This window comes from Streptomyces sp. NBC_00341, assembly GCF_041435055.1.
Classification (GTDB): domain Bacteria; phylum Actinomycetota; class Actinomycetes; order Streptomycetales; family Streptomycetaceae; genus Streptomyces.
In genome coordinates this window covers 3,901,982-3,928,516 of sequence record NZ_CP108002.1, presented here as the reverse complement: position 1 = coordinate 3,928,516, position 26,535 = coordinate 3,901,982, and the positions used below count along the sequence as shown (strand labels likewise).

The 26,535-nt window shown below is 70.8% G+C and carries 21 protein-coding genes and 2 pseudogenes; 15 read left to right on the top strand and 8 right to left on the bottom strand.

What is annotated here, in order from left to right:
- Positions 1-33 precede the first annotated feature (33 nt).
- Both OG892_RS17650 and OG892_RS17645 read left to right on the top strand, forming a co-directional pair.
- Positions 34-981 carry an ATP-binding cassette domain-containing protein gene (locus OG892_RS17650; protein WP_073733648.1) on the top strand — a complete coding sequence of 316 codons (948 nt, stop codon included), beginning with the start codon at positions 34-36 and terminating at the stop codon, positions 979-981.
- On the top strand, positions 978-1,763 hold the full coding sequence (locus OG892_RS17645) for an ABC transporter permease (RefSeq protein WP_073733649.1): 786 nt from the start codon (positions 978-980) through the stop codon (positions 1,761-1,763). The genes OG892_RS17650 and OG892_RS17645 overlap by 4 nt, the downstream gene beginning before the upstream one ends.
- Before the next feature lie 67 nt (positions 1,764-1,830).
- Here the strand turns inward: OG892_RS17645 and OG892_RS17640 are convergent, their stop codons facing one another.
- Both OG892_RS17640 and OG892_RS17635 read right to left on the bottom strand, forming a co-directional pair.
- Positions 1,831-3,984 carry an alpha-galactosidase gene (locus tag OG892_RS17640; RefSeq protein ID WP_371629649.1) on the bottom strand — a complete coding sequence of 718 codons (2,154 nt, stop codon included), beginning with the start codon at positions 3,982-3,984 and terminating at the stop codon, positions 1,831-1,833.
- Positions 3,985-4,019: 35 nt separating this feature from the next.
- Positions 4,020-5,243 carry an ROK family transcriptional regulator gene (locus OG892_RS17635; protein ID WP_073733651.1) on the bottom strand — a complete coding sequence of 408 codons (1,224 nt, stop codon included), beginning with the start codon at positions 5,241-5,243 and terminating at the stop codon, positions 4,020-4,022.
- A gap of 115 nt (positions 5,244-5,358) precedes the next feature.
- Between OG892_RS17635 and OG892_RS17630 the strand changes: the two genes are divergently transcribed.
- The 5 genes and pseudogenes from OG892_RS17630 to OG892_RS17610 form a co-directional block, all read left to right on the top strand.
- Positions 5,359-6,642, top strand: coding sequence for an ABC transporter substrate-binding protein (locus OG892_RS17630; protein WP_371629648.1), 1,284 nt, complete (start codon positions 5,359-5,361; stop codon positions 6,640-6,642).
- Positions 6,643-6,860: 218 nt separating this feature from the next.
- Complete coding sequence (locus tag OG892_RS17625) at positions 6,861-7,631, top strand: carbohydrate ABC transporter permease (RefSeq protein WP_079193247.1); 771 nt, start codon at positions 6,861-6,863, stop codon at positions 7,629-7,631.
- Positions 7,628-8,455 (top strand): carbohydrate ABC transporter permease, encoded by an 828-nt coding sequence (locus OG892_RS17620; protein ID WP_073733653.1) that lies wholly within the window; start codon positions 7,628-7,630, stop codon positions 8,453-8,455. The genes OG892_RS17625 and OG892_RS17620 overlap by 4 nt, the downstream gene beginning before the upstream one ends.
- A 55-nt stretch (positions 8,456-8,510) precedes the next feature.
- Positions 8,511-10,934, top strand: a complete 2,424-nt coding sequence (locus OG892_RS17615; RefSeq protein WP_371629647.1) for a DUF5703 domain-containing protein — start codon at positions 8,511-8,513, stop codon at positions 10,932-10,934.
- A gap of 168 nt (positions 10,935-11,102) precedes the next feature.
- Positions 11,103-11,222 (top strand): annotated as a pseudogene (locus OG892_RS17610) (D-galactonate dehydratase); the annotation flags it as partial.
- 10 nt (positions 11,223-11,232) lie between these two features.
- On the opposite strand, the gene OG892_RS17605 reads toward OG892_RS17610, so the two are convergent.
- Both OG892_RS17605 and OG892_RS17600 read right to left on the bottom strand, forming a co-directional pair.
- On the bottom strand, positions 11,233-12,654 hold the full coding sequence (locus OG892_RS17605; RefSeq protein WP_073733772.1) for a glutamate decarboxylase: 1,422 nt from the start codon (positions 12,652-12,654) through the stop codon (positions 11,233-11,235).
- Between the two features lie 98 nt (positions 12,655-12,752).
- The gene (locus OG892_RS17600) at positions 12,753-14,027 is read right to left on the bottom strand and encodes an ion channel protein (protein WP_371629646.1); all 1,275 of its coding nucleotides are present in this window, start codon (positions 14,025-14,027) and stop codon (positions 12,753-12,755) included.
- Between the two features lie 183 nt (positions 14,028-14,210).
- Between OG892_RS17600 and OG892_RS17595 the strand changes: the two are divergent.
- Positions 14,211-14,445: pseudogene (locus OG892_RS17595) on the top strand (MerR family transcriptional regulator); the annotation flags it as partial.
- Positions 14,446-14,613: 168 nt separating this feature from the next.
- Here the strand turns inward: OG892_RS17595 and OG892_RS17590 are convergent.
- On the bottom strand, positions 14,614-14,979 hold the full coding sequence (locus tag OG892_RS17590; RefSeq protein WP_073733657.1) for a YbjQ family protein: 366 nt from the start codon (positions 14,977-14,979) through the stop codon (positions 14,614-14,616).
- A 149-nt stretch (positions 14,980-15,128) separates the two neighbouring features.
- Between OG892_RS17590 and OG892_RS17585 the strand changes: the two genes are divergently transcribed.
- Positions 15,129-15,839 (top strand): DedA family protein, encoded by a 711-nt coding sequence (locus OG892_RS17585; protein WP_073733773.1) that lies wholly within the window; start codon positions 15,129-15,131, stop codon positions 15,837-15,839.
- A 45-nt stretch (positions 15,840-15,884) separates the two neighbouring features.
- Here OG892_RS17585 and OG892_RS17580 read toward each other — a convergent pair whose 3' ends face one another.
- Positions 15,885-17,603, bottom strand: coding sequence for a threonine/serine exporter ThrE family protein (locus OG892_RS17580; RefSeq protein ID WP_073733658.1), 1,719 nt, complete (start codon positions 17,601-17,603; stop codon positions 15,885-15,887).
- Positions 17,604-17,819: 216 nt separating this feature from the next.
- Positions 17,820-18,314 carry an inorganic diphosphatase gene (locus OG892_RS17575; RefSeq protein ID WP_024491916.1) on the bottom strand — a complete coding sequence of 165 codons (495 nt, stop codon included), beginning with the start codon at positions 18,312-18,314 and terminating at the stop codon, positions 17,820-17,822.
- A 56-nt stretch (positions 18,315-18,370) separates the two neighbouring features.
- Between OG892_RS17575 and dacB the strand changes: the two genes are divergently transcribed.
- The 6 genes from dacB (at position 18,371) to folE (ending at position 26,005) form a co-directional block, all read left to right on the top strand.
- Positions 18,371-19,897, top strand: coding sequence for a D-alanyl-D-alanine carboxypeptidase/D-alanyl-D-alanine-endopeptidase (gene dacB / locus OG892_RS17570; protein ID WP_371629645.1), 1,527 nt, complete (start codon positions 18,371-18,373; stop codon positions 19,895-19,897).
- A 54-nt stretch (positions 19,898-19,951) separates the two neighbouring features.
- A complete protein-coding gene (locus tag OG892_RS17565) occupies positions 19,952-21,085 on the top strand; it encodes a zinc-dependent metalloprotease (protein ID WP_073733660.1) in 1,134 nt (377 codons plus the stop codon).
- A gap of 201 nt (positions 21,086-21,286) precedes the next feature.
- Positions 21,287-22,393, top strand: coding sequence for a tRNA lysidine(34) synthetase TilS (gene tilS / locus OG892_RS17560; RefSeq protein ID WP_328866545.1), 1,107 nt, complete (start codon positions 21,287-21,289; stop codon positions 22,391-22,393).
- 97 nt (positions 22,394-22,490) lie between these two features.
- Positions 22,491-23,030, top strand: coding sequence for a hypoxanthine phosphoribosyltransferase (hpt, locus tag OG892_RS17555; protein ID WP_037777945.1), 540 nt, complete (start codon positions 22,491-22,493; stop codon positions 23,028-23,030).
- A gap of 195 nt (positions 23,031-23,225) precedes the next feature.
- A complete protein-coding gene (gene ftsH, locus OG892_RS17550) occupies positions 23,226-25,253 on the top strand; it encodes an ATP-dependent zinc metalloprotease FtsH (RefSeq protein ID WP_073733662.1) in 2,028 nt (675 codons plus the stop codon).
- A gap of 146 nt (positions 25,254-25,399) precedes the next feature.
- Positions 25,400-26,005 (top strand): GTP cyclohydrolase I FolE, encoded by a 606-nt coding sequence (gene folE / locus OG892_RS17545; protein ID WP_073733663.1) that lies wholly within the window; start codon positions 25,400-25,402, stop codon positions 26,003-26,005.
- Between the two features lie 40 nt (positions 26,006-26,045).
- Here the strand turns inward: folE and OG892_RS17540 are convergent, their stop codons facing one another.
- Entirely contained in the window at positions 26,046-26,528 is a 483-nt protein-coding gene (locus OG892_RS17540; RefSeq protein ID WP_073733664.1) for a DUF3180 domain-containing protein, read from the bottom strand.
- Positions 26,529-26,535 lie beyond the last annotated feature (7 nt).

Below are 26,535 nucleotides of genomic sequence, written 5' to 3'. Positions count from 1 at the left end.
AGTCAAGTTTGACTACGAGAGGGTGTGACGATTTTGACCGACGTGATCGTCGTCGAAGGAGTGCACAAGCGATACGGCGCGAAGCGGGCCCTGGACGGCCTGGACCTCGCGGTCGCCCGCTCCACCGTGCACGCGGTGCTCGGCCCCAACGGCGCGGGAAAGACCACCGCGGTCCGCATCCTGTCCACGCTGCTGCGGCCCGACGGCGGCCGGGCGCGGGTGGCGGGGTACGACGTACGGCATCAGGCGGGCCGGGTCCGGCGCCGGATCGGGCTGCTCGGGCAGCACGCGGCGGTCGACGAGCGGCTCGGCGGCCGGCAGAACCTGGAGATGTTCGGGCGGCTGTACCACCTGGGCGCACGCCGGGCGGGCGTCCGGGCGGACGAGCTGCTGGAGCGGTTCGGCCTCGCGGACACCGGCCGCAAGGCGGTCGCGGCGTACAGCGGCGGCATGCGGCGGCGGCTCGACCTGGCCGCGTCACTGATCACGGACCCGGAGGTGCTCTTCCTGGACGAGCCGACGACCGGGCTCGACCCGCGCGGCCGGGCCGAGGTGTGGACGGCCGTGCGCTCCCTGGTCGGCGGCGGCACGACCGTACTGCTGACCACCCAGTACCTGGAGGAGGCCGATCAGCTCGCGGACCGGATCTCGCTGATCGACGGCGGACGGGTGGCCGCGGAGGGCACGGCGGACGAGCTGAAGGCGAGGGTCGGCGGCGACCGGATCGACGTCGTCGTCCGCGACGCGTCGGATCTCGACCGGGCGGCCGGTCTGCTGGCCGGCGGCGCGGTGCTGGACCGGGACCGCAGGCTGGCCGGCGCACCGGCCGGGGACCGGATGGCGACGCTCACCAGGACCGTACGGGCGCTGGCGGAGGCGGGCATCGAGGCGGAGGACATCGCGGTGCGCCGGCCGACGCTGGACGAGGTGTTCCTCTCCCTGACCGGGCACGGGCCGGACGGCGTGGAGGTGGCGGTATGAGCGCGGTGGGCTGGGCGGTGTCCGACTCCTGGACCATGACCCGGCGCGAACTGGCGCACTGGGCGCGGCAGCCGGTGCAGGTCGTGGTGGGTCTGGTCTTCCCCGTGATGCTCCTGCTGATGTTCAACTACCTGGTCGGCGGCGGCCGGGGCGTCGAGGGGGACACGGCCGAGTACCTGGTGCCCGGCATGCTCGCGCTCACCATGGCCTTCGGCCTGGAGTCGACGATGCTCGCGGTCACCCAGGACCTGAACAAGGGGGTCGTGGACCGGTTCCGCTCGATGCCGATGGCCTCCGGCGCGGTGCTGGTCGGCCGGTCGGTCGCGGACATGCTCCAGTCGGTGGCCGCGCTCGCGGTGATGGGCGCGGTGGGGTACGCGATGGGCTGGCGGTGGCACGACGGGGCGGCCGCGGCGCTGGGTGCGGTGGGGCTGCTCCTGCTGCTGCGGTTCGCGATGCTGTGGCTCGGCATCCTGCTGGCGCTGGTGGCCGGGCGGCCGGAGATGGTCCAGGCGGTGCAGATCCTGGTCTGGCCGGTCGGCTTCCTCTCCAACGTGTTCGCGGCGCCGGAGTCGATGCCGGGCTGGCTGGGCACGGTCGTCGAGTGGAACCCGATGTCGGCGACGGCCACGGCGGTACGCGGCCTGTTCGGCAACCCGGGCGGCGGCGGGGACTCCTGGGCCGCCGCCCACGCCGGACTCCTGTCGGTGCTCTGGCCGTTGGCGCTGCTGGCGGTGTTCTTCCCGCTGGCGGTACGGCGGTTCGCGCGGCTCAACCACTGATCCCGTGCCGCTGAGCCACTGATCCCGTACCGCCGTCACCGGCGGCGGAGGTCACACCGCCCGGAGGTCACACCGCCCGGAGGTGGACCAGCGCAGCGCTCTGGGGCGCGCGCCCGGGGCCGGGCAGGCCGAGCGTTCCGAGCGCGGCACCGGAGGCCCGCATCCCCGTCACGTTCCAGGCCACCTGGGGAGCGTCCGGCGCGACGAGCGCGGCGCGGTAGCTCCGTTCCGGGTCGAGGCCGGGGATGCGCAGCCGGGGAGGCACGGGCACGATCTCGTCCAGCTGGGCGTAGGAGAAGATCGCCTCCGAGCGGTCCTGGGCCACCACTCCCTGCGCGAGAAGGCCGTCGGGCAGTTCGACGCGCGTCAGCCTGCCCGTGTGGAGGAGGGCGCGGTGCTCCTTGTAGAGCTCGATCCAGCGGGCGAGGCGTTCCAGCTCCTGGGCCGGCACCTTGGTGAGGTCCCACTGGACGCCGAACTGCCCGAAGAAGGCCGTGGCCGCGCGCAGGTCCAGGGTGCTGGCCCGGCCGGTCTGGTGGGAGACCGGAGCCGTGACATGGGCGCCCAGGTACTCCAGCGGGGCCAGCTGCGCGGTCCAGTGCTGGATCGACTGGCGGGACAGGGGGTCGGTGACATCGGAGACCCAGGCGCTCTGAACCCGCTCCAGCACGTCCAGATCGATCCTGCCGCCCCCCGAGGCGCAGCTCTCCCACACGACGCCCGGGTGACGGCGGGCCAGCTCGTCGAGGAGACCTCGGAAGGCCAGGGTCTGCCGCCGCGACGCCGCCCGGCCCGCGCCGCGCGAGTCGCCGCCGTCGACCAGGTCCCGGTTGTGGTCCCACTTGACGAAGTCGATGCGGTGCGCCGCGACCAGGCGGTCGAAGGCGTCGAGCAGGTGGGCCCGGACCTCGTCCCGGCCGAGGTCGAGCAGGTAGCAGTCGCGCTCCAGTACGGGCGAGCGGTCGCCGGTGCGCAGGATCCAGTCGGGGTGGTCCCGGTAGAGCGCCGAGTCGGGGTTGACGGCCTCCGGCTCCCACCAGAGCCCGAACTCCATGCCCCTCTCGTGCACCCGGTTCACGAGAGGCGCCAGGCCCTGCGGCCACACCGCCGGGTCCGGGGTCCAGTCGCCCAGCCCCCTGGCGAGGGTGGTGCGGTTCGTGAACCACCCGTCGTCGAGCACGAAACGCTCGGCGCCCAGCTCGGCCGAGGTGTCGACGAGCGTGGTCAGCGTGTCGACGTCGTGGTCGAGGTAGACCGCCTCCCACGGGTTGAACATGACGGGCGCGGGCGTGGCCGGATGCGCCGCGAGCGACCGCACGTACTGGTGGGTCGCGTCCGCCAGGCCGTCGAGCCCCTGTGCGGAGGCGGTGGCGTGCACCCAGGGCGTCTCGTACGTCTCGCCCTCCGCGAGGACCAGTTCGCCCGGGTGCAGCAGCTCGCCGGCCCGCACGACCGCGCTGCCCGAGCTGAGCTGCTCGACGGCGTACCGGTGGTTGCCGCTCCAGGCGAGGTGGACGCCGAGTACCTCGCCGTGGCCGTAGCCGAAGCCGGGCGTGCCGACGACGACCAGGCCGGTGCCGTCCAGAACCCGCATACCGCGGCGGTGTTCCCGCACCCACTGGCCGTCCGCGAGCGCGCGGCGCTGGGGCTGCCGTTCGCGGGCCCAGCGCCCGGTGAAGTCGAGGATCTCGCCGGCGCCGGTCGGTACCGGCAGGACGACGTCGAGGGCGTCGAGGACGTAGGGGCCGCTGCCGGTGTTGGTCAGGAGGTGGCGGACCCTGAGGCCTCCTCCCGCGACGGCCTCCGCCTCGAAGCGGAGGGCGAGTCCGGCGGCCGGGTCGGTGGCCTCGACCGTGAGCGAGCCCTCGGCGCACCGCACCGTACCGGGGCCGAAGGCGGTGGACCAGTCGCTGCCGGGGCCCTCGGGACCGATGCGGTGGCCGAGCAGCGCGGGCCGCCCGAGGTATCCGCGCGCGTGCTCCGGGAGCAGGCTGACCGGCGCGCCGACGAGCCATGCGTTCCACGACGTGGTCTCTACCGAGGCGGGGGCGGTCAGGGCCCGTATGTCCGCCGCCGGCAGGGGCCGGCCTATCCAGCCGATGTCGGGCAGGCCGTCCGCGCGGGGCAGCAGGACCATCGTCGTCGCCCCGGCCCCGTCGGGACCGGAGACGGAGACGGGCGTGGTGGGTGCGGGCACGGCGACGCGTCCGGGCTCGATCATTCGGTGACTCCTTTGATGCGGGAAGGGGACGCGGGTCAGGCCGGCACGGCGAGCATGCGCGCCTCAAGGTCTTCGAGGGCCATCCGGGCCGCGCCGAGCGCGACGGACTCGTCACCGAGGAGGGACAGGCGGATCTCCGGCGCGTCGAGGGCGGTCTCGGCGAAGTGCCGCTGGAACGGGCCGGCGAGCACGTCCCCCGACCGGGACAGGCCGCCGCCGAGCACGACGAGGTCGGGGTCGACGGCGTGCACGAGGGCCGAGGCACCCAGGGCGAGGGCCTCTGCGACGCGGTCGACGGTGCGCACAGCGGTGTCGTTGCCCGCGGCGGCGGCCTCGAAGAGCGCCAGGACCTCTTCGCCGGTGGCCTTGGCGGCGGTCGAGCCGGCGAGGCGGCGGCACTGCCGGTCGAGGTTGGCCATCGCCTCCGGCCACCCCAGGATCTTCATGGCACCGACGGAGGCGGCGAGGCCGTGGCGTCCGTTGTGGATGCGCCCGTCGATGACGAGTGCCGAGCCGATGCGGCGGCCGGCATGCATGTATACGAGGTCGCGCGTCTCGGTGGCCGCGCCCTGCCACTGCTCGGCCACGGCCGCGAGGTGGATGTCGTTGGCGATCAGCACCTCGCGCTTGAAGCGCGCCGAGACCTCCGCGACCACGTCGATGGTGTCGAAGCCCGGGAGCGAGTAGACGTCGAGGCCCCGGCCCGCGGGCAGGTTGCGGACGTCCTTGACCTCGGAGCCGTGGGTCACCGTGCCGGTGATACCGCAGCCCACGGAGCGGATGCGGTCCCAGCTCGTCCCGCTCTGCCGGACGCTGGTCTCCATCAGGCGAGCCGCGGCGCCGATGCGTCCGGCGGGTCCGAGGTTCGGATCGACGCTGCGCCGGCGCACCGACACGGTGTTCCCGCGCAGGTCGCAGATGACCACCGCCACCTTGTGGGCGCCGATGTCGACCCCGACGACGTTGAACGCCTCGGCGTCCACCTCGTAGTGCCGGGCGGGCCGTCCCGCGGACCTCTCGCCGTTCGGCTGTTCGACCGCCGCACGGACGAATCCCTGGTCCAGCAGTGTCGCCAGCACGTCGTCGGCGGTGGGCCGTGAGACGCCGATGCTCGTACGCAGCCCGCTGACCGTCAGCGATTCGGCGTCGAGGAAAGCTCGCATGGCGGCTGCGAGGTTGAGCTTGCGCAGCAGGCCGGCATCGCCCGATCGGCCGGCCGAGGTCTGGGCGGATTGTTTCCTGCGGGTGTCTTGACGCACATCGGCACACTATCTAGATTGACCCCACCTCAGCAATATTGCAAAGAAGCTTACTTTAATTATTGCTGGTTCGAGCGAAGCCCAACACGGGGTTCGACGGCTGAAGGAGCGCCCCATGGGCAAGCTGACTAACCGGGTCGCGATGACCACGGCACTGGGTCTCGTCGCACTGACGGGCTGCTCCGTCGGGGGCGGAAGCACCAGCGGAGGCAGCGGGGGAGGTGATGTGAAGCTGAGCCTGCTCACCTTCGAGACCCCCAACCTCACCGCGAAGTACTGGGACGACATCATCGCCAGGACCAACGCCGAGGTGCCGGGGGTGAAGATCGAGAAGCTCGTCGCGCCCAGCTCCGAGCAGCGCAACGAGTACGCGCGTCAGCTCGACTCCACCGGCGCGCTGCCCGACATCATGGTGGCGGTGGACCCGGCCGGACTGGCCGAGTCCGGCAAGCTCGCGAAGTTCAGCCGCGCCGAGCTGGCGGACTGGAACGATCCGACCGCGAACAGCTTCGACGGCGACATCTACCAGCTGCCGACCAACTCGCAGACCTGGCAGATCTATTACCAGAAGGCGGCCTTCAAGAAGGCCGGCATCGCCAAGCCCCCGGCGACCTGGAACGACCTGCTCGCAGCCGTCGGAAAGCTGAAGAAGGCGGGGGTCAAACCGTTCGTCATCGGCGGCGGAGCGCCGGACGGTCTCGGCCCGCGATGGACCTTCTCCCAGCTGGTGGCCACCGAGGTCTACGCCAAGGACCCCAAGTGGCTCGACAAGCTGGCCGCCGGGAAGACGGACTTCAGCGACCCGCTGTTCGTCTCCGCGGCGACGAAGATGAAGGCACTGGCGGGCAAGCAGAACGTCGACGACCTGTCCGCCACCTACGCCGAGGCGCAGGACGCCTTCCTCGCGGGCAAGGGCGCCATGTACCCGATGGGCTCGTGGTTCCCGGCCGCCCCCAACAAGGCGCAGCAGAAGCAGATCGGCGTCTTCGCGATGCCCACGCAGGACGGCTCGCTCGTCATGCCCACGTACACCGGCGGTGGACTGTCGGTGAGCGCCAAGAGCGAGAACGTCGCGAAGGCCAAGAAGTGGGCCATCGAGTTCTCCAAGCAGAACGCCGACGGCGGTGCCCGGTACGACGGACTGTTCGTGGCCCTCAAGGGCTACAAGCCGCCCACCGACCTGCCGCCGCTGTACAACGAGACCCTCGGTCTCTACGAGAAGGGCCGGTCCAGCGGGAAGGTGACGGCCGACTTCGGCAGTGAGGGCGGCTCACTGGCCCTGCCGTCGGGATTCATGACCGAGGTCGACGCCTCACTGACCGATCTGCTCAACGGCCGCTCCGACGTGCCCACGTTCGTCAAGAAGCTGAACACGAAGTTCAAGGAACTGTCGAAGTGACCCCTCTTTCGCCCTCCCGGACGGGGACAGGCGGCGCCGGGGCCTCCGCACCGGCCGCACCGCCCGGTCCCACCCCGGCCGGGCCCGGCGGCAGGCCGCGCAAGCGCCCCGCCTGGTCATGGCCTTCGGCCGGCGGCTTCGCCGTCTTCGTCCTGCCGACCCTCGCGGTCTTCACCGCGTTCGTCCTCGCACCCATTCTCTGGACCCTCTACATCGGAATGACCGATGAGCGGGCGACCCGTCCGAAGACCTCGTTCGTCGGGCTGGACAACTACCGCCTCCTCATCCAGGACGAGGGGTTCCGGCACTCCCTGTGGAACACCGTCATCATCACGGTGATCGTCGTGCTGCTGACGAACGTGCTCGGCCTCGCGATCGCCCTGCTGCTGCGCAAGCAGGGGCGGCTCTACAGCCTGCTCCGCAGCGTCTACTTCACGCCGGTCATCCTCTCCGCCGTGGTGGTGTCGGTGATCGGACGCTCCATCCTGGCGGACAAGGGCCTGCTGAACAGCACCCTCGTCTCCATGGGCGTCGACAACCCGCCCGGCTGGCTCACCGATCCGTCGTACGCGCTCTACTCGGTGTCCGGGATCATGGTCTGGCAGATGCTCGGCTTCGCCGTCGTCGTCTACCTCGCCGGACTCGCCGGAATCCCGGTGGAGCTGGAGGAGGCGGCGAGCCTGGACGGCGCCGGCCCCTGGCAGCAGTTCCGCGCGATCACCTGGCCCATGCTGGCGCCCGCGCTGACGATCAACACCGTGATGCTGATGATCAGTTCGTTCAAGATCTACGACCAGATCGCGGTGCTCACCAACGGCGGCCCCGGCACGGACGGCACCGCCACGGTCGCCTTCGACGTCGTCCGCACCGCCTTCTCCGAGCAGCGGCCCGGAGTGGCGTCGGCGATGGCCGGGATCATGCTCGTCGTCGTCGCGATCGCGAGCGTCACCACGCTGAGGCTCCTGCAACGACGAGAGGCGAACCTGTGAAGACCCGAATCCCCTGGCTGCGGCCGCTGTTCGCCACCGGGGTGGCGGGCGTGTTCTGCCTGCCGCTCTACGTGGCACTCGTCAACGTCTTCAAGCCCAGCGCCGATGTCGTGGCGTCCCCGCTGGCGCTCCCGGCCCCGCCCACGCTGGAGAACCTCCAGCAGGTGCTGACCCGTCCGGACGGGCTCTACTGGTACGGCCTCGTCAACTCCCTCATGCTCACCGCGGCTTCGATCCTCATCACCACCGTGCTGGCCGCGATGGCCGCCTACCGCCTGGTGCGCTCGGGCCGCTGGTGGAGCCGCGCGGTCATCGCCGTCATGCTGACCGGCCTGATGATCCCGCCCGCGGTGATCATCCTGCCGGTGACCCGGATCCTCGACGCGGTCGGCCTGATGCACACGATGCCGGGGGCCGTACTGGTCAACGTCGGGTACTACCTGCCGTTCGCCATGCTCGTCTTCATGGGCTTCGTCCGCTCGATCCCGCGCGAGCTGGAGGAAGCGGCGGCGGTCGACGGGGCAGGCCTGTTCCGGACCTTCTGGCAGGTGGTCTTCCCGCTCCTGCGGCCCGCCTCCGCCAGTGTGCTGATCTTCCTCGGCGTATGGGTCTGGAACGACTTCCTCACCCCGCTGCTCGTCCTGGGCCCGGGAGCGGGCAACACCGTCACCGTCGGCATCTTCCGGTCCATCGGGCCCTACCAGCAGGACTTCGGCGCCGTGTTCGCGTTCATGCTCCTGGCGACCCTGCCCGTGCTGGTGCTCTACCTCGCGTTCCAGAAGCACTTCGTCCGCGGCCTCACCGGCGGCGCCACCAAGGGCTGACCGGCAGAACCTGCTGTGCCGGGCCATGTCCGTCGAGAGTTCAAGGGAGAACATCATGGAAGCCCCGAAGCGCACATCTCACTCCCCGCACGTCCCGCGCAGGGCGGTACTCGGCCGGACAGCCGGCGCCCTGGCAGCCGCGATGCTGCCGACCGGTGCCCTGTCCGCGATCGCCGCACAGCCGGCGGCGGGCGCCACCGGTACGGGGGCACAGGCCGCCTCCGCCGTCGGCGACTCACTCCCCGCGTACAACGAGGTCTGGACGTCGAAGAGCACCGACATCACGGGCTCGATGCCCATCGGGAACGGCGTACAGGCCGCCAACGTCTGGGTCGAGGGCAACCAGCTGCGGCTGCTGCTCACCGCCGGCGACGCCTGGGAGGAGAACGTCCGGCTGGCCAAGGTCGGACGGCTCGACATCACCTTCTCCCCGAACCCGTTCGAGTCCGGCGGCTTCCGCCAGGAGCTCAAGCTCCACGAGGGCGAGATCGTGATCACCGCGGGCAGCAGCCCGGCGATCACCACCCGGATCTGGGCCGGTGCGAACGAGCAGACGATCCACGTGGAGAGCGACGCGCCCAGCGCGTTCACGGTGGACGTGGCCCTCACCAACCTCCGGCCGAAGAACAACCCGACCCCGGCGACCAGCTCCTTCACCTTCATGGACCTCGTCAACACCGAGGACGGCTACGTCGGCATCCAGCCGAAGATCTGGGCCGACGGAGTCCAGGACGTGCCCGGGGCCGTCAGGTGGGCGCACCACAACGGGGCGTCGGCGTACGACGAGATCATGCGTTTGCAGAAGCTCGATCCGGCCGTCCAGGACGACCCGCTCACCGGCCGCACGTTCGGCGGGCAGGTCCGCGGGGACGGCTTCGACCGCGTCTCCGCGACCCGGCTGCTCTCCACGGGCGGCACCTCGCACCGGCTCGACATCACCCTGCACTCGAGCATCGACGCGTCCGCGGGGTGGCGGCAGACGTGGGGCAAGCAGATCGGCGATCTGGCCGCCGCGAGCGCGGCAAAGCCCGTCGAGCAGCTCCGCACCGACCACCGCGGCTGGTGGGACCAGTACTGGAACCGCTCGTACATCTTCGTCACCGGCGACGCGGACGCCACCAAGGTCACCAAGGGCTGGCTGCACACGCGGTACGTCCAGGCCGTCGCGGGACGGACCCCCGCGATGCCGATCCGGTTCAACGGCTCGCTCTTCACCCCCGGGCACCCGGACGACCCCGACTTCCGGATGTGGAACAGCTACCACGGGTTCAACCAGAGGTTCGCCTACTGGAACATGCTCGGGTCCGGTGACTTCGACCTGATGCAGCCGTACTTCGACCAGTACGCCAACTCGTTGCCGCTGGCCAGGGCGAGGGTCAAGGCGTTCTGGGGCCAACCGACCGTCGCGGAACCCTCCGCCGTCGAACTGCCCGCCACGCAGGGGGCGATGTGGCCCGAGGTGATGGGCCTGTGGGGCCAGGCCGTCGGGGGCGAGTACGGCTGGAACCGCAAGGGCCATGGTGACAGCTGGTTCTCCGGCAGCTACACCCGCTGGCTCTACGCGGGCAACGTCGAGATCGTCACGATGATGCTCGACTACTACTCCCACACCGACGACACGGCGTTCGCCCGTGACAAGCTGCTGCCCATCGCCCGGGAGGTCGTGAAGTTCTACGACACCCACTGGCACCACAAGGACGGCAAGATCGAGATGTACCCGATGTACTCGGGTGAGGGCGACCGGAACCTGCACAACCCGGCCGCCGACACCGCGGGCCTGCACCGGATACTCGGCGAGCTGCAGACGCTGCCGACCTCGCTCGTCACGTCCGCAGACCTCGCCTACTGGGCCGAGGTGGAGGGCCGCCTCCCCGCCCTGGCGGTGGGCACGAACGCCCAGGACAACGACACGGCGTGGGGGACGGGCGACCGGCTCAAGACCGCCCACGACGTCTTCCTCGGCACCGACACCAACAACCAGAACCTCTACCCGGTCTTCCCCATGCGGCTGTTCGGCGCCGGACTGCCCCACCTCGACCTGGCGGTCGCCTCGTACCGGGAGCGGCGCGGGAAGTACCCCGCCAACGGCACCCAGGACTGGCGGCACGACGCCATCCACGCCGCGTACCTCGGGCTGACGGCGGAGGCGAAGTTCCAGACCGTCGGCGCGTTCCGTGCCGGAAGCTGGCGCTACTCCGGCTTCGGCCCCGGATCCGCCGACGGCGAACCCGGCCAGGAGGCGCACGCCATCGCGAAGACGGCCCTCCAGTCGATGCTGTTGCACCCCGGGGCCGACGACGACGCGATCCTCTACAACGCCTGGCCGAGCGAGTGGGACGTGCGGTTCAAGCTCCACACCACGGGCGGCCGCACGGTGGAGGGCCAGCTCCTCGCCGGCAAGTCCGAGCACACGGTGACCCCCGCGGGGGCCGGCGACCTGGTCGTCGACGAGCGGGACTCCGGCGCCGCCGCCCGCTGAGCGCGGCTCGCCGCCGGTGACCGGCCACCCCCGGTCACCGGCGGCCTGAAGCACGGCATATATGGCCGCTGCGAGGGGGACACCGGATGCAGATCACATCCCTGGAGACTTTTCCTGTCGCCCCGCGCCGGCTCTTCCTGCGCAGACGTACTGAACACCGGCATCGGTACCCGGCCGGGCCTCGGCGTCGACATCGACGAGAAGGCGGTACGGCGCGCCGCCGAGACCGGGCACCGCTGGCGCAACCCGGTCTGGCACCACAGCGACGGGTCGTTCGCGGAATGGTGAACCGCGCTCTCTAGTGGTGGAACGACGTCGCCGCCCCGTGGTCCCGGCTCAACGGGTGGTCCTGGGAGCGCAGTTCGGGCAGCAGCAGCCGCAGGTCCTCCAGCAGCAGCTCCGCGAGGTCGGAGGAGAAGCCGTTGCGGCACACGATCCGCAGCACCGACAGATCCTCCCGGTTGGCCGGGAAGGTGTACGCGGGCACCAGCCAGCCCCGCTCGCGCAGCCGCCGCGACACGTCGAAGACGTCGTACGCCGTCACCTCGGGCGCGGTCGTCAGCGCGAACACGGGCAGCTGGTCCCCCCGGGTGAGGAGGCGGAAGTCGCCCAGGGCCTCGATCCGTTCGGCGAGACCGCGGGCCACGTCCCGGGACGCCTGCTGCACGGCCCGGTAGCCCTCCCGGCCCAGCCGCAGGAAGGTGTAGTACTGGGCGACCACCTGCGCGCCGGGCCGGGAGAAGTTCAGCGCGAACGTCGGCATGTCGCCGCCCAGGTAGTTGACCCGGAAGACCAGCTCCTCGGGCAGTTCGGCGGGCGAGCGCCACAGCGCCCAGCCGACACCCGGGTAGACCAGCCCGTACTTGTGCCCGGAGGTGTTGATCGAGGAGACCCGGGGGAGCCGGAAGTCCCAGACCAGGTCCTCGTCCAGGAACGGCGCCACCATCGCCCCGGACGCCCCGTCCACATGGACGGGGATGTCGAGGCCGGTGCGCTCCTGGAGGGCGTCGAGGGCGGCGCAGAGCTCCTCGATGGGCTCGTAGGAGCCGTCAAAGGTGGAGCCGAGGATGCCGACCACGCCGATGGTGTTCTCGTCGCAGAGGTCGGCGGCGGCCTGCGGGTCGAGGTGGAAGCGGTCGCCCTCCATCGGGACCAGCCGCGGTTCGACCTCCCAGAACGTGCAGAACTTGTCCCAGCAGACCTGCACGTTCACGCCCATGACCAGATTGGGCCGGGCGGTCGCCGGATAGCGGTCGGCGTTGCGGATGGCCCAGCGGCGCTTCAGCGCGAGCGCGGCCAGCATGCAGGCCTCGCTGGACCCGGTCGTCGAACAGCCCACCGCCGTCGCGGGGTCGGGGGCGTTCCACAGGTCCGCGAGCATCGCCACGCAGCGCCGTTCCAGCTCGGCGGTGCGCGGGTACTCGTCCTTGTCGATCATGTTCTTGTCGCGGCACTCGCCCATCAGCACCCCGGCCTGGGGTTCCATCCAGGTGGTGACGAAGGTGGCGAGGTTGAGCCGCGAGTTGCCGTCGAGCATCAGCTCGTCGTGGACCAGCCGGTACGCGGTGGCGGGCGGCAGCGCGCTGTCCGGCAGCTTGTGCCGGGGCGGCGCCGACTCCATCCCGGCTGTGGGATCGGTCTCCCCGAAGAACGGGTTGAGGGCCAGCCTGCGCTGCTCCGCGGACGGTTCGCTGTGGGGTGAGCCCTTGTGGAGCGGCATCGCCGGCCTGCCCTTCATCGGTTCCTGGCCGCGAGGCCGTACGAATCCGACCATACGGACACTCCGGGCGCCCGGCGCGCCGGGCGGGTCCGCCCGGGTCACCGCAGCGGTGTGCCGTCCTCCTTGAGCTGCATCTGCGGACGGCCCGTCACCAGCAGCCAGGCGGGCAGCGAGGCGACGCAGAGCAGCGGCAGCAGGTTCATGTCGGAGGCCAGCACCGCGGCCGTGAACAGGCTGAGCCAGCCCTGCCGGGTGACGGCCAGCAGCACCCCGAGCACCCCGCACGTCACCGCGACGGCCACCGGCACCCCGTCCACCAGGGCATGGGCGCACAGGCCCAGCGCGACCCCGGAGAACACGGCCGGGAAGATCCGCCCGCCGCGGAATCCGCAGGTCGCCGCGATCAGCAGGGCCGCGGTCTTCACCACGGCCATCAGGGCGAACCGCCCCGCCGACCAGCCGTCCGGGTCCGCGGCCAGCTCCTTCACCTCTTCCAGCCCCTTGAACAGGGTGAGATGCCCGCCCAGGGCGCCGAGCAGCCCGAGCAGCAGCCCGCCCAGGGTCAGCGCCAGGACCGGATTGGGCAGGGCCCGGAAGGCGCGGTGCGCGTACGGGAAGGCGTACACCGCCGCCAGTCCCAGCACCGCCCCCGCGCAGGCGATCACGACGGCGGAGAGCAGGTCGCCCCAGTGCGTGTGGGTGTAGGCGGGCAGCGAGAGGTCGAAGCTGGGGTGGGCGGCCAGCGTCATGGTGAGGGAGCCCGCCGCGCCGGCCGCGAGCGGCCCGAAGAGCCGGTCCCAGAGCGCGCCGGGTCCGGGTCGCGAGGCCAGCGTCTCGGTGAGGATCAGCGCGGCGGCGATCGGGGTGCCGAACAGCGCGCCGATGGTGCCCGCCGCGGCGAGCGAGACCCACAGCTCGGCCGGGGCGCCCGGCGCGAACCGGCGGCCGGCCCAGAAGGCCAGCGCGATGTTCGCCGCCGTGATCGGGTTCTCCGGACCCAGGCTGACCCCGCCCGCCAGCGCCACCACCGTCACCAGCAGCAGCCCCGGCACCACGCCGGGCGGCAGCGGCGGATCGACCAGGCCCATGGTCGCCGGATCGGGACCGGCCCGGCCGGGCACCGCCCGGATGACCAGCCCGGCCACCAGCCCGATCGCGGTGAGCATCACGATCATCCACAGCGAGGAGTACCGGCCGATCGACAGCGCGTCGGGCAGCGTCTCCCAGAGCACGTCCTGCAACCGGTCCGCGAGCAGACTCACCCCGAGCAGCACGAGGGCCGAGGCCACTCCGACGGCGAGCGCGGGGACGAGGAGCGGCAGCAGCCTGCGCGCGGGGGCCTGGTCGGCGGAGACAGCGGAATCGGTGGACATCGGCTCACCATAGCGAGGCAAAAGCCCTATAACCCTCCAAACGGGCGGAGTGTGGCTCCCTTTCGGAGTCGCACCCGGCGTGACGCGGGAGTCGCACCTCACGTCACGTCGGAGTTGCACCTCACGTCACGTCAGGGCGCAGGCTCTGTCACGTATCCAGCACACGGAAAGGGGCACGGGGCCATGGAGCACTCCGTGGGACAGGTCGCCGGGTTCGCGGGGGGTCACGGTGCGCACGCTGCACCACTACGACGCCATCGGGCTGCTCTCGCCCAGCGGGCGCAGCCACGCCGGTCACCGGCGCTACGACGACGCCGACCTCGACCGGCTCCAGCAGATCCTGTTCTACCGGCAACTCGGCTTCCCGCTCGACGGGATCGCGGCCCTGCTCGACGACAACTGCACGCCGGAGATCCACCGGGGGCTCGGCGAGATGTACGTCGCAGAGCCGCAGTTCAAGGCGTTCTACGAGTCGATGCGCTGGCCGAGCACCTGCACGACGCGATCAACGCCAACGCGGACCGCCGGGAGTAGCCGGACGCGCGGTTACGGGGGACAGGGCGGGCTGCCCGTCCCCCGTAAGGCATCAGAGCCTGCTGATCACCGCGGCCGTGCCGTACGCGCATACCTCGGTGCCCACGTCGGCGGCCTCCGACACGTCGAAGCGCATCATCAGCACCGCGTTGGCGCCCCGCGCCCGCGCCTGTTCCACCAGTCGTTCCATGGCCTGGTTGCGGGTCTCGACGAGCGTCTTGGTCAGCCCCTTCAGCTCGCCGCCGATCATGGACTTCAGCCCGGCACCGATCTGGCTGCCGAGGTGCCTGGACCGCACGGTCAGGCCGAACACCTCACCGATGACCTGGGTCACCTGGTGGCCCGGCACGTCGTTGGTGGTGACGACCAGCACATCGGCCTGGGCCGCCTGGCCGCCGCCGTAATCCTCAATGCCCATGGGTGTGGCACCTCCTGGGACCGAGTTTTGCCCCGGTTCGCCCGGTGTGCATCTCCACGGGGGCCAGTGGAACCCGGAGGAGCTCCGTTGCGTTGATAGCTTTGGGCGGCCACGCAGCCGCCATCCACCACATCCTGGAGCCCGGACCCTTGAATACGCTTGCGCTCGGACCGAGCTGGCTGGACCCGGACTATCTCATCGGACAGTTCGGGCTGATCGGTGTGCTGGCCATCGTCTTCGCCGAATCCGGGCTGCTGATCGGGTTCTTCCTGCCCGGTGACTCCCTGCTGTTCACCACGGGCCTGCTGGTGACGACGGGCAAGCTGCACACCCCGTTGTGGCTGGTCTGCGTACTGGTCGCGCTGGCCGCGGTCATCGGCGACCAGGTGGGCTATCTCTTCGGCCGCAAGGTCGGCCCGTCGCTCTTCAACCGTCCGGACTCCCGCCTCTTCAAGCAGGAGAACGTCGAGAAGGCCCACGAGTTCTTCGAGAAGTACGGTCCCAAGTCGCTGATCCTGGCCCGCTTCGTGCCCGTGGTGCGGACGTTCACGCCGATCATCGCCGGGGTGAGCCGGATGAACTACCGCTCGTTCATCACGTTCAACATCATCGGCGGCGTCCTGTGGGGCGTCGGGGTGACGCTCCTGGGCGCGGTCCTCGGCAAGATCGAGTTCGTGCACAAGAACATCGAGGCGATGCTCGTCCTGATCGTGCTGATCTCGGTGGTGCCGATCGGCATCGAGTTCCTGCGGGCCCGCAGCAAGTCGAAGAAGGAAGCGGCCGCCCGGGACGACGAGGGCCAGGACCCGGCCGCCGGGGGCGGCGGCACCGGGCGCCGCGGCCGGCACGCCAAGCGCTGACGCCGCGTCCGCCCCACCCCCGCTCCCGGCCGCGGGACTGCCGGATCAGAAGCCGCGCGTCCGCTTGGCCGCGCGGCGGTTCGCGCCGCCGATCGCGCCCGGCACCCGCATGAACAGCCGGGAGATCTCGCTTCCCAGGTTCACCCCGATGGCGATGGCCCCGGCCGTCGCCACCGCGGTCGACAGCGAGGCGAGACCCCGGTCCAGCTCGTTCTGCGCGATGCCCAGCAGACCGAAGTACGTCGCTGAACCGGGTAGCAGCGGGCCGATCGCGGCCGTGATGAACGGCAGCGACGACGTGTAGCGGTACCGGGAGAACAACTGCCCGAACAACCCCACCAGACCGGCCGCCACCGCCGTCGCCGCCACCGGCGAGATCTGGCCCGTCCGGGCCATCGCGCCGAAGATCACCCAGGCCACACCGCCGTTCAGGGTCACCGCCAGCACCGTGGACCGGTCCTGCTGGAGCAGGATCGCGAAGGCCAGGCTCAGCAGCATCGACGCCATGATCTGGAGCCACGGCCGGTCGTGCGAGATCAGCCGCTCCTCCGGGTTCAGCTGGGCCCCCAGCTGGAGGCCCCCGTAGAGCACCAGCAGCACCCCCGCGACGATCCCGATGAAGAAGTACATGACTTCCAGGAGCCGCGCGGCCGCGGTGATGTAGTAGCCGGTCAGACCGTCCTGCACCCCCGCCACCAGGGCCCGCCCCGGCAGCAGCGCGAACAGCCCACCGGTGATGACGGCCGACGGGCGTACGTCCGACCAGTGGGTCAGGGTCAGTGCCACCCCCAGCGCGGCGGGCGGCATCGCCGCCACCACGAACTGATAGAACTCCGGAAGCCCGCGCCCGGCGCACAGCCAGGCCAGCCGGTCCCCGAGCATCGCGCCGAGCGCCGCGATCAGGAAGACCACGAACCCGCCGCCGACCAGCACCGATGCCGCGCCCGCCAGGCCGCCGGCGGCCAGCGTGAGCACCCAGCCGGGGTACGGGTGCCGGTTCCTGCGGATCTCCGCGAGCCGCCGGTAGGCCTCCTCCAGGGAGACCTCGCCCTCCTCGGTGGTGATGTCGTCGATGAGCCGGAAGACCGCGGCCAGCCGGGTGTAGTCGGTGCCTCTGCGGCGCACGGTACGGCTCGCCGTCACCGGGTCGTCGACCAGCGAGGGCTGGTGCGAGATCGACAGCAGCGTGAAGGTGACGGTCGGCTCGCAGCGGTCCAGCCCGTAGCTGCGGGTCACGGCGAACATCGCCGCCTCGACGTCCTCCGCGCCCTCGCCGCCGGCCAGCAGCAGCTCGCCGATACGCAGCGTCAGGTCGAGCACGCGCGGCACCGCGGGGCCCGCGTCGTCGTGCTTCTGGACCGGCTCGGGCGCCGGGCGCTCGGCCACCGGCATCCGCAGCATCGTGCGCATCCGGTCCTGCCAGGGCGCTTCCTTGGTCAGCCGGATCATCGGGATGCCGTGCGCGGGCGTGAAGGCGGGGGAGTCCCGGGCGCTGTAGGTGCGCGGCGGGGCGAAGGCCGATCCGGTCGTTTCCGAGCCCGAGCCAGAGGCCGAACCGGAACCGGAAGCGGAACCCGTGCCGGAGGAGCCGCCCGGACCCTGCGGCTCAGGCGTCAGACCGGCCGGAAGGGCGAACTCCGACGTCGGGTGGTCCTCCTCCGACGGCGACGCCGACCTCCCCACCCCGGCGGGCTGGGAAAATGCGCTGCGTGCCTCGTCGGACTGGGGCTTCTGGTCCTCCGGACCGCCCGGTTCCGCCACCACTGACCTCACTCATCATCGGGCTGCGCGTCTTCGGTAGCGCTCCTGCCCAGTATGGCCGCGGAGATGGGCGGCCACGCGAAACGGGCGGCACACCGGTGAAGGTGTGCCGCCCGTCGCTGGAGCGGATGCACAAGCGGAACCGCGAACGGAACCACGAACAGAGCGCGAAACGGAACCGCACAAGCGGAACCGCAGAACGGAACCGCGAACGGAACGTCAGTGCGCGCCGCCCTGCGCCTCCAGGCGCTTGTACGAGTTCTCGATCTCGGCCTCGGCCTCGGTGCGGCCGACCCAGTCGGCGCCCTCGACGGACTTGCCGGGCTCCAGGTCCTTGTAGACCTCGAAGAAGTGCTGGATCTCCAGGCGGTCGAACTCCGACACGTGGTGGATGTCGCGCAGGTGCTCCACCCGGGGGTCGGAGGCCGGCACGCACAGCAGCTTGTCGTCGCCGCCGGCCTCGTCCGTCATCCGGAACATGCCGATGGCGCGGCACTTGATGAGGCAGCCGGGGAAGGTCGGCTCCTCCAGGATGACCAGCGCGTCCAGCGGGTCGCCGTCCTCGCCGAGGGTGTTCTCGACGAAACCGTAGTCCGCCGGGTAACTGGTCGAGGTGAAGAGCCGACGGTCCAGACGGATCCGACCGGTCTCGTGGTCCACCTCGTACTTGTTCCGCGAACCCTTCGGAATCTCGATAACGACGTCGAACTCCACGGGTGGCTCCTCCATGATCAACACATACGACTGATGGTTAAGTGTCCCTCACGGAGATGTGTGCTCGCGAAAGGGGCTGGTCAACGGTGGACGATCCGGTGAAAAGACCGTCGGTCAAGCCGTTCGGCAAGCTGAGCGGGGTGGCCCTGAAGGACCACCTCGGCCTGCGGAACGGGCTGAACAACTGGCAGTTCACGGCCGTCTCCGCCGCCCTCGGCCTGGCGCTCGCAGCCGGCGTCGTCCTTGCCGCCGGTCCCTGGGACTCGGGTCAGCGTAAGGCCGAGCAGGACTGGGCCGCCGCCCGGGACGGCACGGGTGGCGCACATCACGACCCCGACGCGCCCGCCGGACCGGCCCCCGCACCCAGCGCCCCGGCCGTGCTCGCCGCGCTCGGCACCTCCGCGGACCGGTCCGCCCCGGAAACCCAGGACGGCGCGGCGGCCGGACTCGGCTCCGTACTGGACCCCCTGCTGAAGGACTCCGCGCTCGGCACCCGGCGCAGCGCCGTCGTCATCGACACCGCCACCGGCAGGCGGCTGTACGGGAAGGGGGCCGACGCCCCCATGACCCCGGCCTCCACGGTCAAGATCGCCACCACCGTCGCCGCCCTGACCGCCCTCGGCCCCGACCACCGCATCCCCACCACCGTGCGGGCCTCCGCCGACTCCCGCACCGTGACCCTGGTCGGCGGCGGCGACCCCACCCTCGACCGGGCGGCGCTGCGCACCCTGGCCGCAGACACCGCCCGCGCCGTCAAGGCCGCCGGCGTCCACGCGGTCCGCCTCCGGTACGACACCTCCGGCTACTCCGGGCCCGCACTCCACCCGATCGGCCCCAACGAGAACATCGCCCCGCTGAGCGCCCTGATGGTCAACGAGGGCCGCCTCGACGACACCACGAGCGGGCCCGCCCAGCGCGGTACGGACCCCGCCCGGGACGCCGCCGACGCCTTCGGCGAACTGCTGGACCAGGCCGGCGTCGACACCGAGTCCGGGCCGGAGGCGGGCCGGGCGGCCGCGAAGTCCCGTCCCGTCGCCAAGCACCTCTCCGCCCCGCTGTCCGGGCTCATCGAGCGGGCGCTGACCAACAGCGACAACGACATCGCGGAGGCGCTCGCCCGGCAGACCGCGCTGGCCGCGGGCGAACCGGTGGACTTCGCCGGCGGCCGACGGGCGGTCACCGCCCAGCTGAAGAAGCTGAAACTGCCGCTGAAGGGCGTGGTCCTCAGCGACGGCAGCGGACTCGACCGCCACGACAAGGTCACCGCCGCGCTGCTCGCCGGCCTGCTCGCCCGTACGGCCGATCCGGACCACCCCGAACTGCGCTCCGTCCTCTCCGGCCTCCCGGTGGCCGGCTTCAGCGGCACGCTGAGCGGCCGCTACACGACGAAGTCCGGCGGCACCGGCCTGATCCGCGCCAAGACGGGCACCCTCACCGGCGTCAACACCCTCGCCGGCACCGTCGTGGACCCGCACGGCAGGCTGCTCGCGTTCGCTTTCCTGGCATCGGGCACCACAGACCCGCCCGCGGCCCAGTCCGCCCTCGACTCGCTCGCCACCGCCCTGGCCGCCGGCAAGCGCTGACGGCAGCCACCCATTTGCCGCTCGGTCCAGGGACCGAGCACGTACGGTTGACGCATGACGAGCATCGGTGGTGCGGGGATGGTCGACTGGAAGCTCGCGGTTGCGACCGCGACTCGATTTGTGCGGCCGGGGCCGGAGATCAGCCGCGAGGAGGCCCGCGAGGTCGTCGCGGAGCTGCGCAGGCACGCCAAGGCCGCGGAGGAACACGTCCGCGCCTTCACCCGGATGATCCCGGAAGGGACCGAACCGGAGGACACCCCGGTCCTGGTCGTCGACCGGGCCGGCTGGATCAAGGCGAACGTCGCGGGCTTCCGCGAACTGCTGCGCCCCCTCCTGGACAAGATGGAGGAACGCCGCGGCGGCGGCGCGGGCGGCGCCGTGCTCGGCGCGGTCGGCTCCAAGGTGACCGGGGTCGAGGTGGGGATGCTGCTGTCGTTCCTGGCCTCCCGGGTCCTCGGCCAGTACGAGACGTTCGCCCCCGCCACCCGTGACCTCCCCGCCTCGGCCGACGGCGGCGGCAGGCTCCTGCTCGTCGCCCCGAACATCGTCCACGTCGAACGGGAACTGGAGGTGGACCCGCACGACTTCCGCCTCTGGGTCGCCCTCCACGAGGAGACCCACCGCACCCAGTTCACCGCGGTGCCCTGGCTCCGCGACCATCTCCAGGGCGAGATCCAGTCATTCCTGGACGAGACCGACGTCGACCCGATGACCGTGCTGGAACGGCTCCGCGAGGCCGCCCAGTCGCTGGCCGGCGGCCGGCCGGAGGGCGAGGAGGGCGAGGACGGCGGACGCAGCCTCGTCGAGGTCGTGCAGACGCCCGCCCAGCGCGAGATCCTCGGCCGGCTCACCGCGGTGATGTCCCTGCTGGAGGGGCACGCGGACTACGTGATGGACGGCGTCGGCCCCGAAGTGGTGTCGTCCGTCGGGGAGATCCGGGAGAAGTTCCAGCAGCGCAGGGCGCGCGGCGCGAGCCGGCTCGACCAGGCGCTGCGCAAGCTCCTGGGCCTCGACGCGAAGCTGCGCCAGTACCGCGACGGCGAGCGGTTCGTGCGCGCCGTGGTCGACGAGGTCGGCATGGACGGCTTCAACCGGGTCTGGACCTCGCCCAACACCCTCCCGACCAAGGCGGAGATCGCCAGGCCGGCGGACTGGATCGCGAGGGTGCACCGTAAGGCAGAGTCATGATCACGGCGCGAACAGGGGCTCGCGGCAACAGTCGAACGCGCCGGTAATCACCCATCCGAGGGACCGTAGGGGCATGGGAAGGCGTGCAATGCTCGTTGAACGGCATTGCTCTGTCACCATCGACGCACTCTGAGTGACGGCACTCTTTCCTGTCCCGGCACTCCGAGGCTCCCCTCCGAAACTTCACGAAGGGCACCGGACATGGGTCCCCATCCTGCGGTCGCGGCGATACGCCTGGCGGTCCGCCGCGTACTCCACGACGTCATCACCGACTTCGCCGAAACCGACTTCGCCGAACAGACCGAACGAGCTCCGCACGCCGGACGCGCCCCGCACCCCGAGCTCGCCGAAGCCGGTGCAGGCCGGCGGCGCGCCGCACTTCCCGAACGACCCGATACCCCTCTGGTGCTGGTGGCATGCTCCGGTGGCGCCGATTCCATGGCGCTCGCCTCCGCCCTCGCCTTCGAGGCCCGCAAACTCCCCGTCAGGGCCGGCGGCATCACCGTCGACCACGGCCTCCAGGACGGCTCCGACACCCGGGCCACCGAGGTCGTCGGCCGCCTCACCGCCATGGACCTCGACCCGGTCGAGGCCGTCGCGGTCCGGGTCGGCCACGACGGCGGACCGGAGGCCGCCGCCCGCGACGCGCGCTACGCCGCACTGGACGCGGCGGCCGAACGCCACGGCGCGACCGCCGTCCTGCTCGGCCACACCCGCGACGACCAGGCGGAGACGGTGCTGCTGGGGCTCGCCCGCGGCTCCGGCATCCGCTCCCTCTCCGGCATGGCCGCCGCGTCCGGCCCGGCCGGCCGCTACCGCCGCCCCTTCCTCCAGCTCGACCGGCAGACCGCCCGCAAGGCCTGCCTGGTCCAGTCCCTGACGGTCTGGGACGACCCGCACAACATCGACCCCGCCTACACCCGCTCCCGGCTGCGTCACGAGGGCCTGCCCGCCCTGGAGAAGGCGCTGGGCAAAGGAGTCGTCGAGGCCCTCGCCCGTACGGCACAGCTCTCCCGCGACGACGCCGACGCCCTGGACACCTGGGCCGCGGAGGCGGGGCGTGACGTACGCGACGAAGCGGGCCTCCTGGAGTGCGCCAAGCTCTGCGTCCTGCCGCCCGCGGTGCGCCGCCGGGTACTGCGCCGGGCGGCCATAGAGGCGGGCTCCCCGGCCGGTTCGCTCTTCGCCCGGCACATCGAGGAAGTCGACCGCCTCATCACCGGCTGGCGCGGCCAGCAGGCCATCAACCTGCCCGGCCGCGTCGAAGCCCTGCGCCAGGGTGGCAGACTGGTGATTCGGCAGAGCTGACGCACAAGCGGCTGACATGCAGGCGAGCGGCCGCGCAGGTCCGGGACACCACCCGGACCGGCAGGCAAAGAAAGAGACGCGGGTGAACGAGAAGGACATGGGTACCGACCTTCAGTCGGTGCTCCTCACCAAGGAAGAGATCGACGCGAAGCTCGTCGAGCTGGCCGCGAAGATCGACGCGGAGTACGCGGGCAAGGACCTGCTCCTCGTCGGTGTCCTCAAGGGCGCGGTGATGGTCATGGCCGACCTGGCGCGCGCCCTGTCCACCCCCGTCACCATGGACTGGATGGCCGTCTCCTCGTACGGAGCGGGCACCCAGTCCTCCGGTGTCGTCCGGATCCTCAAGGACCTGGACACCGACATCAAGGGCAAGCACGTCCTGATCGTCGAGGACATCATCGACTCGGGTCTGACCCTGTCCTGGCTGATGTCGAACCTGGGCTCGCGCGAGCCCGCCTCGCTGGAGATCTGCACCCTGCTGCGCAAGCCCGACGCGGCGAAGGTCGCGCTCGACTGCAAGTGGGTCGGATTCGACATCCCCAACGAGTTCGTCGTCGGCTACGGGCTGGACTACGCGGAGAAGTACCGCAACCTCCCCTTCGTCGGCACGCTCGCCCCGCACGTCTACGGCGGCTGACCAGGACCCGCGCAACCCGCACCGACTCCGGGGAACCCTCACGGATTTCCCGCCGTTGAGCCTTCGAAGGCGGGTTTGACAGACGTCCCCGGCGGTCGTCGGTGACAATGCTGGGGTACCGTCCGAAGAACAGTCTTTACTCACAGCAGCATTTACCTACGGGCAGGAGGGACGGGGCGTCTTCGCTCCGTATGGATGGACGTGAAGCGATACTTCCGTGGGCCGGTCATGTGGATCGTGCTGGCCGTCCTCGCCGTGGTCGTGCTGATGAATGTCGTCGGCTCGGGCGGCGGCTACAAGACGGTGGACACCGGCAAGGTGATCCAGGCGATCAGTAAGAACCAGGTGGAGCAGGCCAAGCTGACCACCGGTGACGATCAAATCCTCAAGATTGAGCTGAAGGACGGCCAGAAACTCTCCGGCGAGTCCGGCAGCAAGTTCCAGGCCAGCTACATCGGCAACCAGGGCGTCGAGCTCGCCGACATGCTGCAGAAGAAGTTCGAGGGCGGTGACATCGAGAAGGGTTACACCGTCTCGCCGTCGAAGCAGTCCCCGTTCGTCTCGATCCTCTTCTCGCTGCTGCCCTTCGTTCTCATCGTGGTCGTCTTCCTGTTTCTGATGAACCAGATGCAGGGTGGCGGTTCCAAGGTCATGCAGTTCGGCAAGTCCAAGGCCAAGCTGATCACCAAGGACACCCCGAAGACGACGTTCTCCGATGTGGCGGGCTCGGACGAGGCGGTCGAGGAGCTCTACGAGATCAAGGAGTTCCTCCAGGAGCCGGCGAAGTTCCAGGCCGTCGGCGCCAAGATCCCCAAGGGTGTCCTGCTGTACGGGCCTCCCGGTACGGGTAAGACGCTGCTCGCACGCGCCGTGGCCGGCGAGGCGGGCGTCCCGTTCTACTCGATCTCCGGTTCCGACTTCGTCGAGATGTTCGTCGGTGTCGGTGCCTCCCGAGTGCGTGACCTCTTCGAGCAGGCCAAGGCGAACGCCCCGGCGATCGTCTTCGTCGACGAGATCGACGCCGTCGGCCGGCACCGCGGTGCCGGTATGGGCGGCGGTCACGACGAGCGCGAGCAGACGCTGAACCAGCTGCTCGTCGAGATGGACGGCTTCGACGTGAAGGGCGGCGTCATCCTGATCGCCGCCACGAACCGGCCGGACATCCTCGACCCGGCGCTGCTGCGCCCGGGACGCTTCGACCGGCAGATCGCGGTCGACCGGCCGGACATGATCGGCCGGCTGGAGATCCTCAAGGTCCACCAGAAGGGCAAGCCCGTCGCACCGGACGTCGATCTCGGCGCCGTTGCCCGTCGTACGCCCGGCTTCACCGGTGCCGACCTGTCGAACGTGCTGAACGAAGCGGCGCTCCTCACGGCGCGCGGCAATCTGAAGCTGATCGACAACAACATGCTCGACGAGGCCATCGACCGCGTCGTGGCGGGTCCGCAGAAGCGGACCCGGATCATGTCCGAGAAGGAGAAGAAGATCACCGCGTACCACGAGGGCGGACACGCCCTGGTCGCGGCGGCCTCACCTCAGTCGGACCCGGTCCACAAGATCACGATCCTCTCCCGCGGCCGCGCCCTCGGTTACACGATGGTGCTCCCGGAGGAGGACAAGTACTCCACGACGCGCAACGAGATGCTCGACCAGCTGGCTTACATGCTGGGCGGGCGCGCGGCCGAGGAGCTGGTCTTCCACGATCCGACCACCGGCGCTGCGAACGACATCGAGAAGGCCACCGCAACGGCCCGCGCGATGGTCACGCAGTACGGCATGACGGAGCGGCTCGGCGCGATCAAGTTCGGCGGCGACAACACCGAACCCTTCGTGGGCCGCGAGATGGGCCACCAGCGCGACTACTCGGAAGAGGTCGCCGCGCTGGTCGACGAAGAGGTCAAGAAGCTCATCGAGAGCGCGCACAACGACGCGTGGGAGATCCTGGTCGAGAACCGAGACGTTCTGGACGCACTGGTTCTCCAGCTCCTTGAGAAGGAGACCCTCGGCAAGGCGGAGATCGCCGAGATCTTCGCTCCGATCGTCAAGCGTCCGGCCCGTCCGGCGTGGACCGGGTCCGCCCGGCGCACGCCGTCCACCCGGCCGCCGGTGCTCTCCCCGAAGGAGCTCGCCCTCACCAACGGCGCCACCACGGCGAACGGCTCCCCGGTCGCGGACATCGTCCCGGCCACCGAGTCGATCCCCGAGGATCGTCCCGACAGCTAGACCGAATCCGTGCGACCCCCGTCACAGGGGTTCGGACGGGCCCGGAATGGAAGCCGCGTCCTCCAGGTTTTAGCCTGTGGGGGCGCGGCTTTCGTATATCTGCGCGAATGTCCACGCAGCTGACAGCTCAATGGAACGAGGCACAGATGACCGACCCGGTGACGCTGGACGGCCAGGAACCGATCGGTGAGTTCGACGAGAAGCGGGCGGCGGCGGCCGTACGCGAGCTCCTCATCGCCGTGGGCGAGGACCCGGACCGAGAAGGGCTGCGGGAGACCCCGGGGCGGGTGGCACGGGCGTACCAGGAGATCTTCGCGGGCCTGTACCAGGCGCCCGAGGACGTCCTCACGACCACGTTCGACCTCGGTCACGACGAGATGGTGCTGGTCAAGGACATCGAGGTGTACAGCACCTGTGAACATCATCTGGTGCCGTTCCACGGGGTCGCGCATGTCGGGTACATCCCGGCGACCAGCGGCAAGATCACCGGCCTGTCGAAGCTGGCCCGGCTGGTGGACGTCTACGCCCGGCGGCCGCAGGTCCAGGAGCGGCTGACCACGCAGATCGCCGAGTCGCTGATGACGATCCTGGAGCCGCGCGGCGTCATCGTCGTCGTCGAGTGCGAGCACATGTGCATGTCGATGCGCGGTATCCGCAAGCCCGGTGCGAAGACACTGACCTCCGCGGTGCGCGGACAGCTCCGCGACCCCGCGACGAGGGCCGAGGCGATGAGCCTGATCATGGCCCGCTGACCCGGCGGGCGGGCGGGTTTCGGGACCGCGGGGGAAGGCCCTAGGCCCCCGCCGCGTTCTTGTTGTCGTCCTCGTCGTCCGGGAGCTTGCAGACGCGTTCCAGGAAGAGGGCGGCGGCTATCACCGCGATGCCGGCCAGGACCGCGAAGCCGGCGTAGATCGCCTGGTCGCGGCGGGCCGGCATGTCCAGGGAGCCCAGCAGGAAGACGCCGGCGCCGCCGTACATCCCGGCGACCAGGGCGACGACCAGGGCGCTGGCCTGGCCGAAGACCACGGCACGGGCCGCCATCAGGGGCTCGACGCCCTTCGCGCCCGGCCGGCGCTCACGCTGGGCGCGCAGCCGGGAGCGGATGGAGAGCGCCGTCGCCAGCAGGACGACGGCGATCACCGCGAGCACGATGGGGGCGGCCAGCGGCACGCTCGGCAGGGTGCCGAGGGAGTCCCAGAGACGGGCGCCGCCCCAGGACAGCACCCCGGCGGCGGCGAAGAGGCCCGCCAGTACTCCGAGCCGTAGTTGCTTCACCGGGTGA

What these genes read in the sequence shown, in the direction of transcription:
- OG892_RS17645 (WP_073733649.1), top strand. Translation starts at nt 978, where the DNA reads ATGAGCGCGGTGGGCTGGGCGGTGTCCGACTCCTGGACCATGACCCGG.
- OG892_RS17640 (WP_371629649.1), bottom strand. Translation starts at nt 3,984, where the DNA reads ATGATCGAGCCCGGACGCGTCGCCGTGCCCGCACCCACCACGCCCGTC.
- OG892_RS17630 (WP_371629648.1), top strand. Translation starts at nt 5,359, where the DNA reads ATGGGCAAGCTGACTAACCGGGTCGCGATGACCACGGCACTGGGTCTC.
- OG892_RS17625 (WP_079193247.1), top strand. Translation starts at nt 6,861, where the DNA reads ATGACCGATGAGCGGGCGACCCGTCCGAAGACCTCGTTCGTCGGGCTG.
- OG892_RS17615 (WP_371629647.1), top strand. Translation starts at nt 8,511, where the DNA reads ATGGAAGCCCCGAAGCGCACATCTCACTCCCCGCACGTCCCGCGCAGG.
- OG892_RS17605 (WP_073733772.1), bottom strand. Translation starts at nt 12,654, where the DNA reads ATGCCGCTCCACAAGGGCTCACCCCACAGCGAACCGTCCGCGGAGCAG.
- OG892_RS17600 (WP_371629646.1), bottom strand. Translation starts at nt 14,027, where the DNA reads ATGTCCACCGATTCCGCTGTCTCCGCCGACCAGGCCCCCGCGCGCAGG.
- OG892_RS17590 (WP_073733657.1), bottom strand. Translation starts at nt 14,979, where the DNA reads ATGGGCATTGAGGATTACGGCGGCGGCCAGGCGGCCCAGGCCGATGTG.
- dacB (WP_371629645.1), top strand. Translation starts at nt 18,371, where the DNA reads ATGTGTGCTCGCGAAAGGGGCTGGTCAACGGTGGACGATCCGGTGAAA.
- OG892_RS17565 (WP_073733660.1), top strand. Translation starts at nt 19,952, where the DNA reads ATGACGAGCATCGGTGGTGCGGGGATGGTCGACTGGAAGCTCGCGGTT.
- tilS (WP_328866545.1), top strand. Translation starts at nt 21,287, where the DNA reads ATGGGTCCCCATCCTGCGGTCGCGGCGATACGCCTGGCGGTCCGCCGC.
- hpt (WP_037777945.1), top strand. Translation starts at nt 22,491, where the DNA reads ATGGGTACCGACCTTCAGTCGGTGCTCCTCACCAAGGAAGAGATCGAC.
- ftsH (WP_073733662.1), top strand. Translation starts at nt 23,226, where the DNA reads ATGGACGTGAAGCGATACTTCCGTGGGCCGGTCATGTGGATCGTGCTG.
- folE (WP_073733663.1), top strand. Translation starts at nt 25,400, where the DNA reads ATGACCGACCCGGTGACGCTGGACGGCCAGGAACCGATCGGTGAGTTC.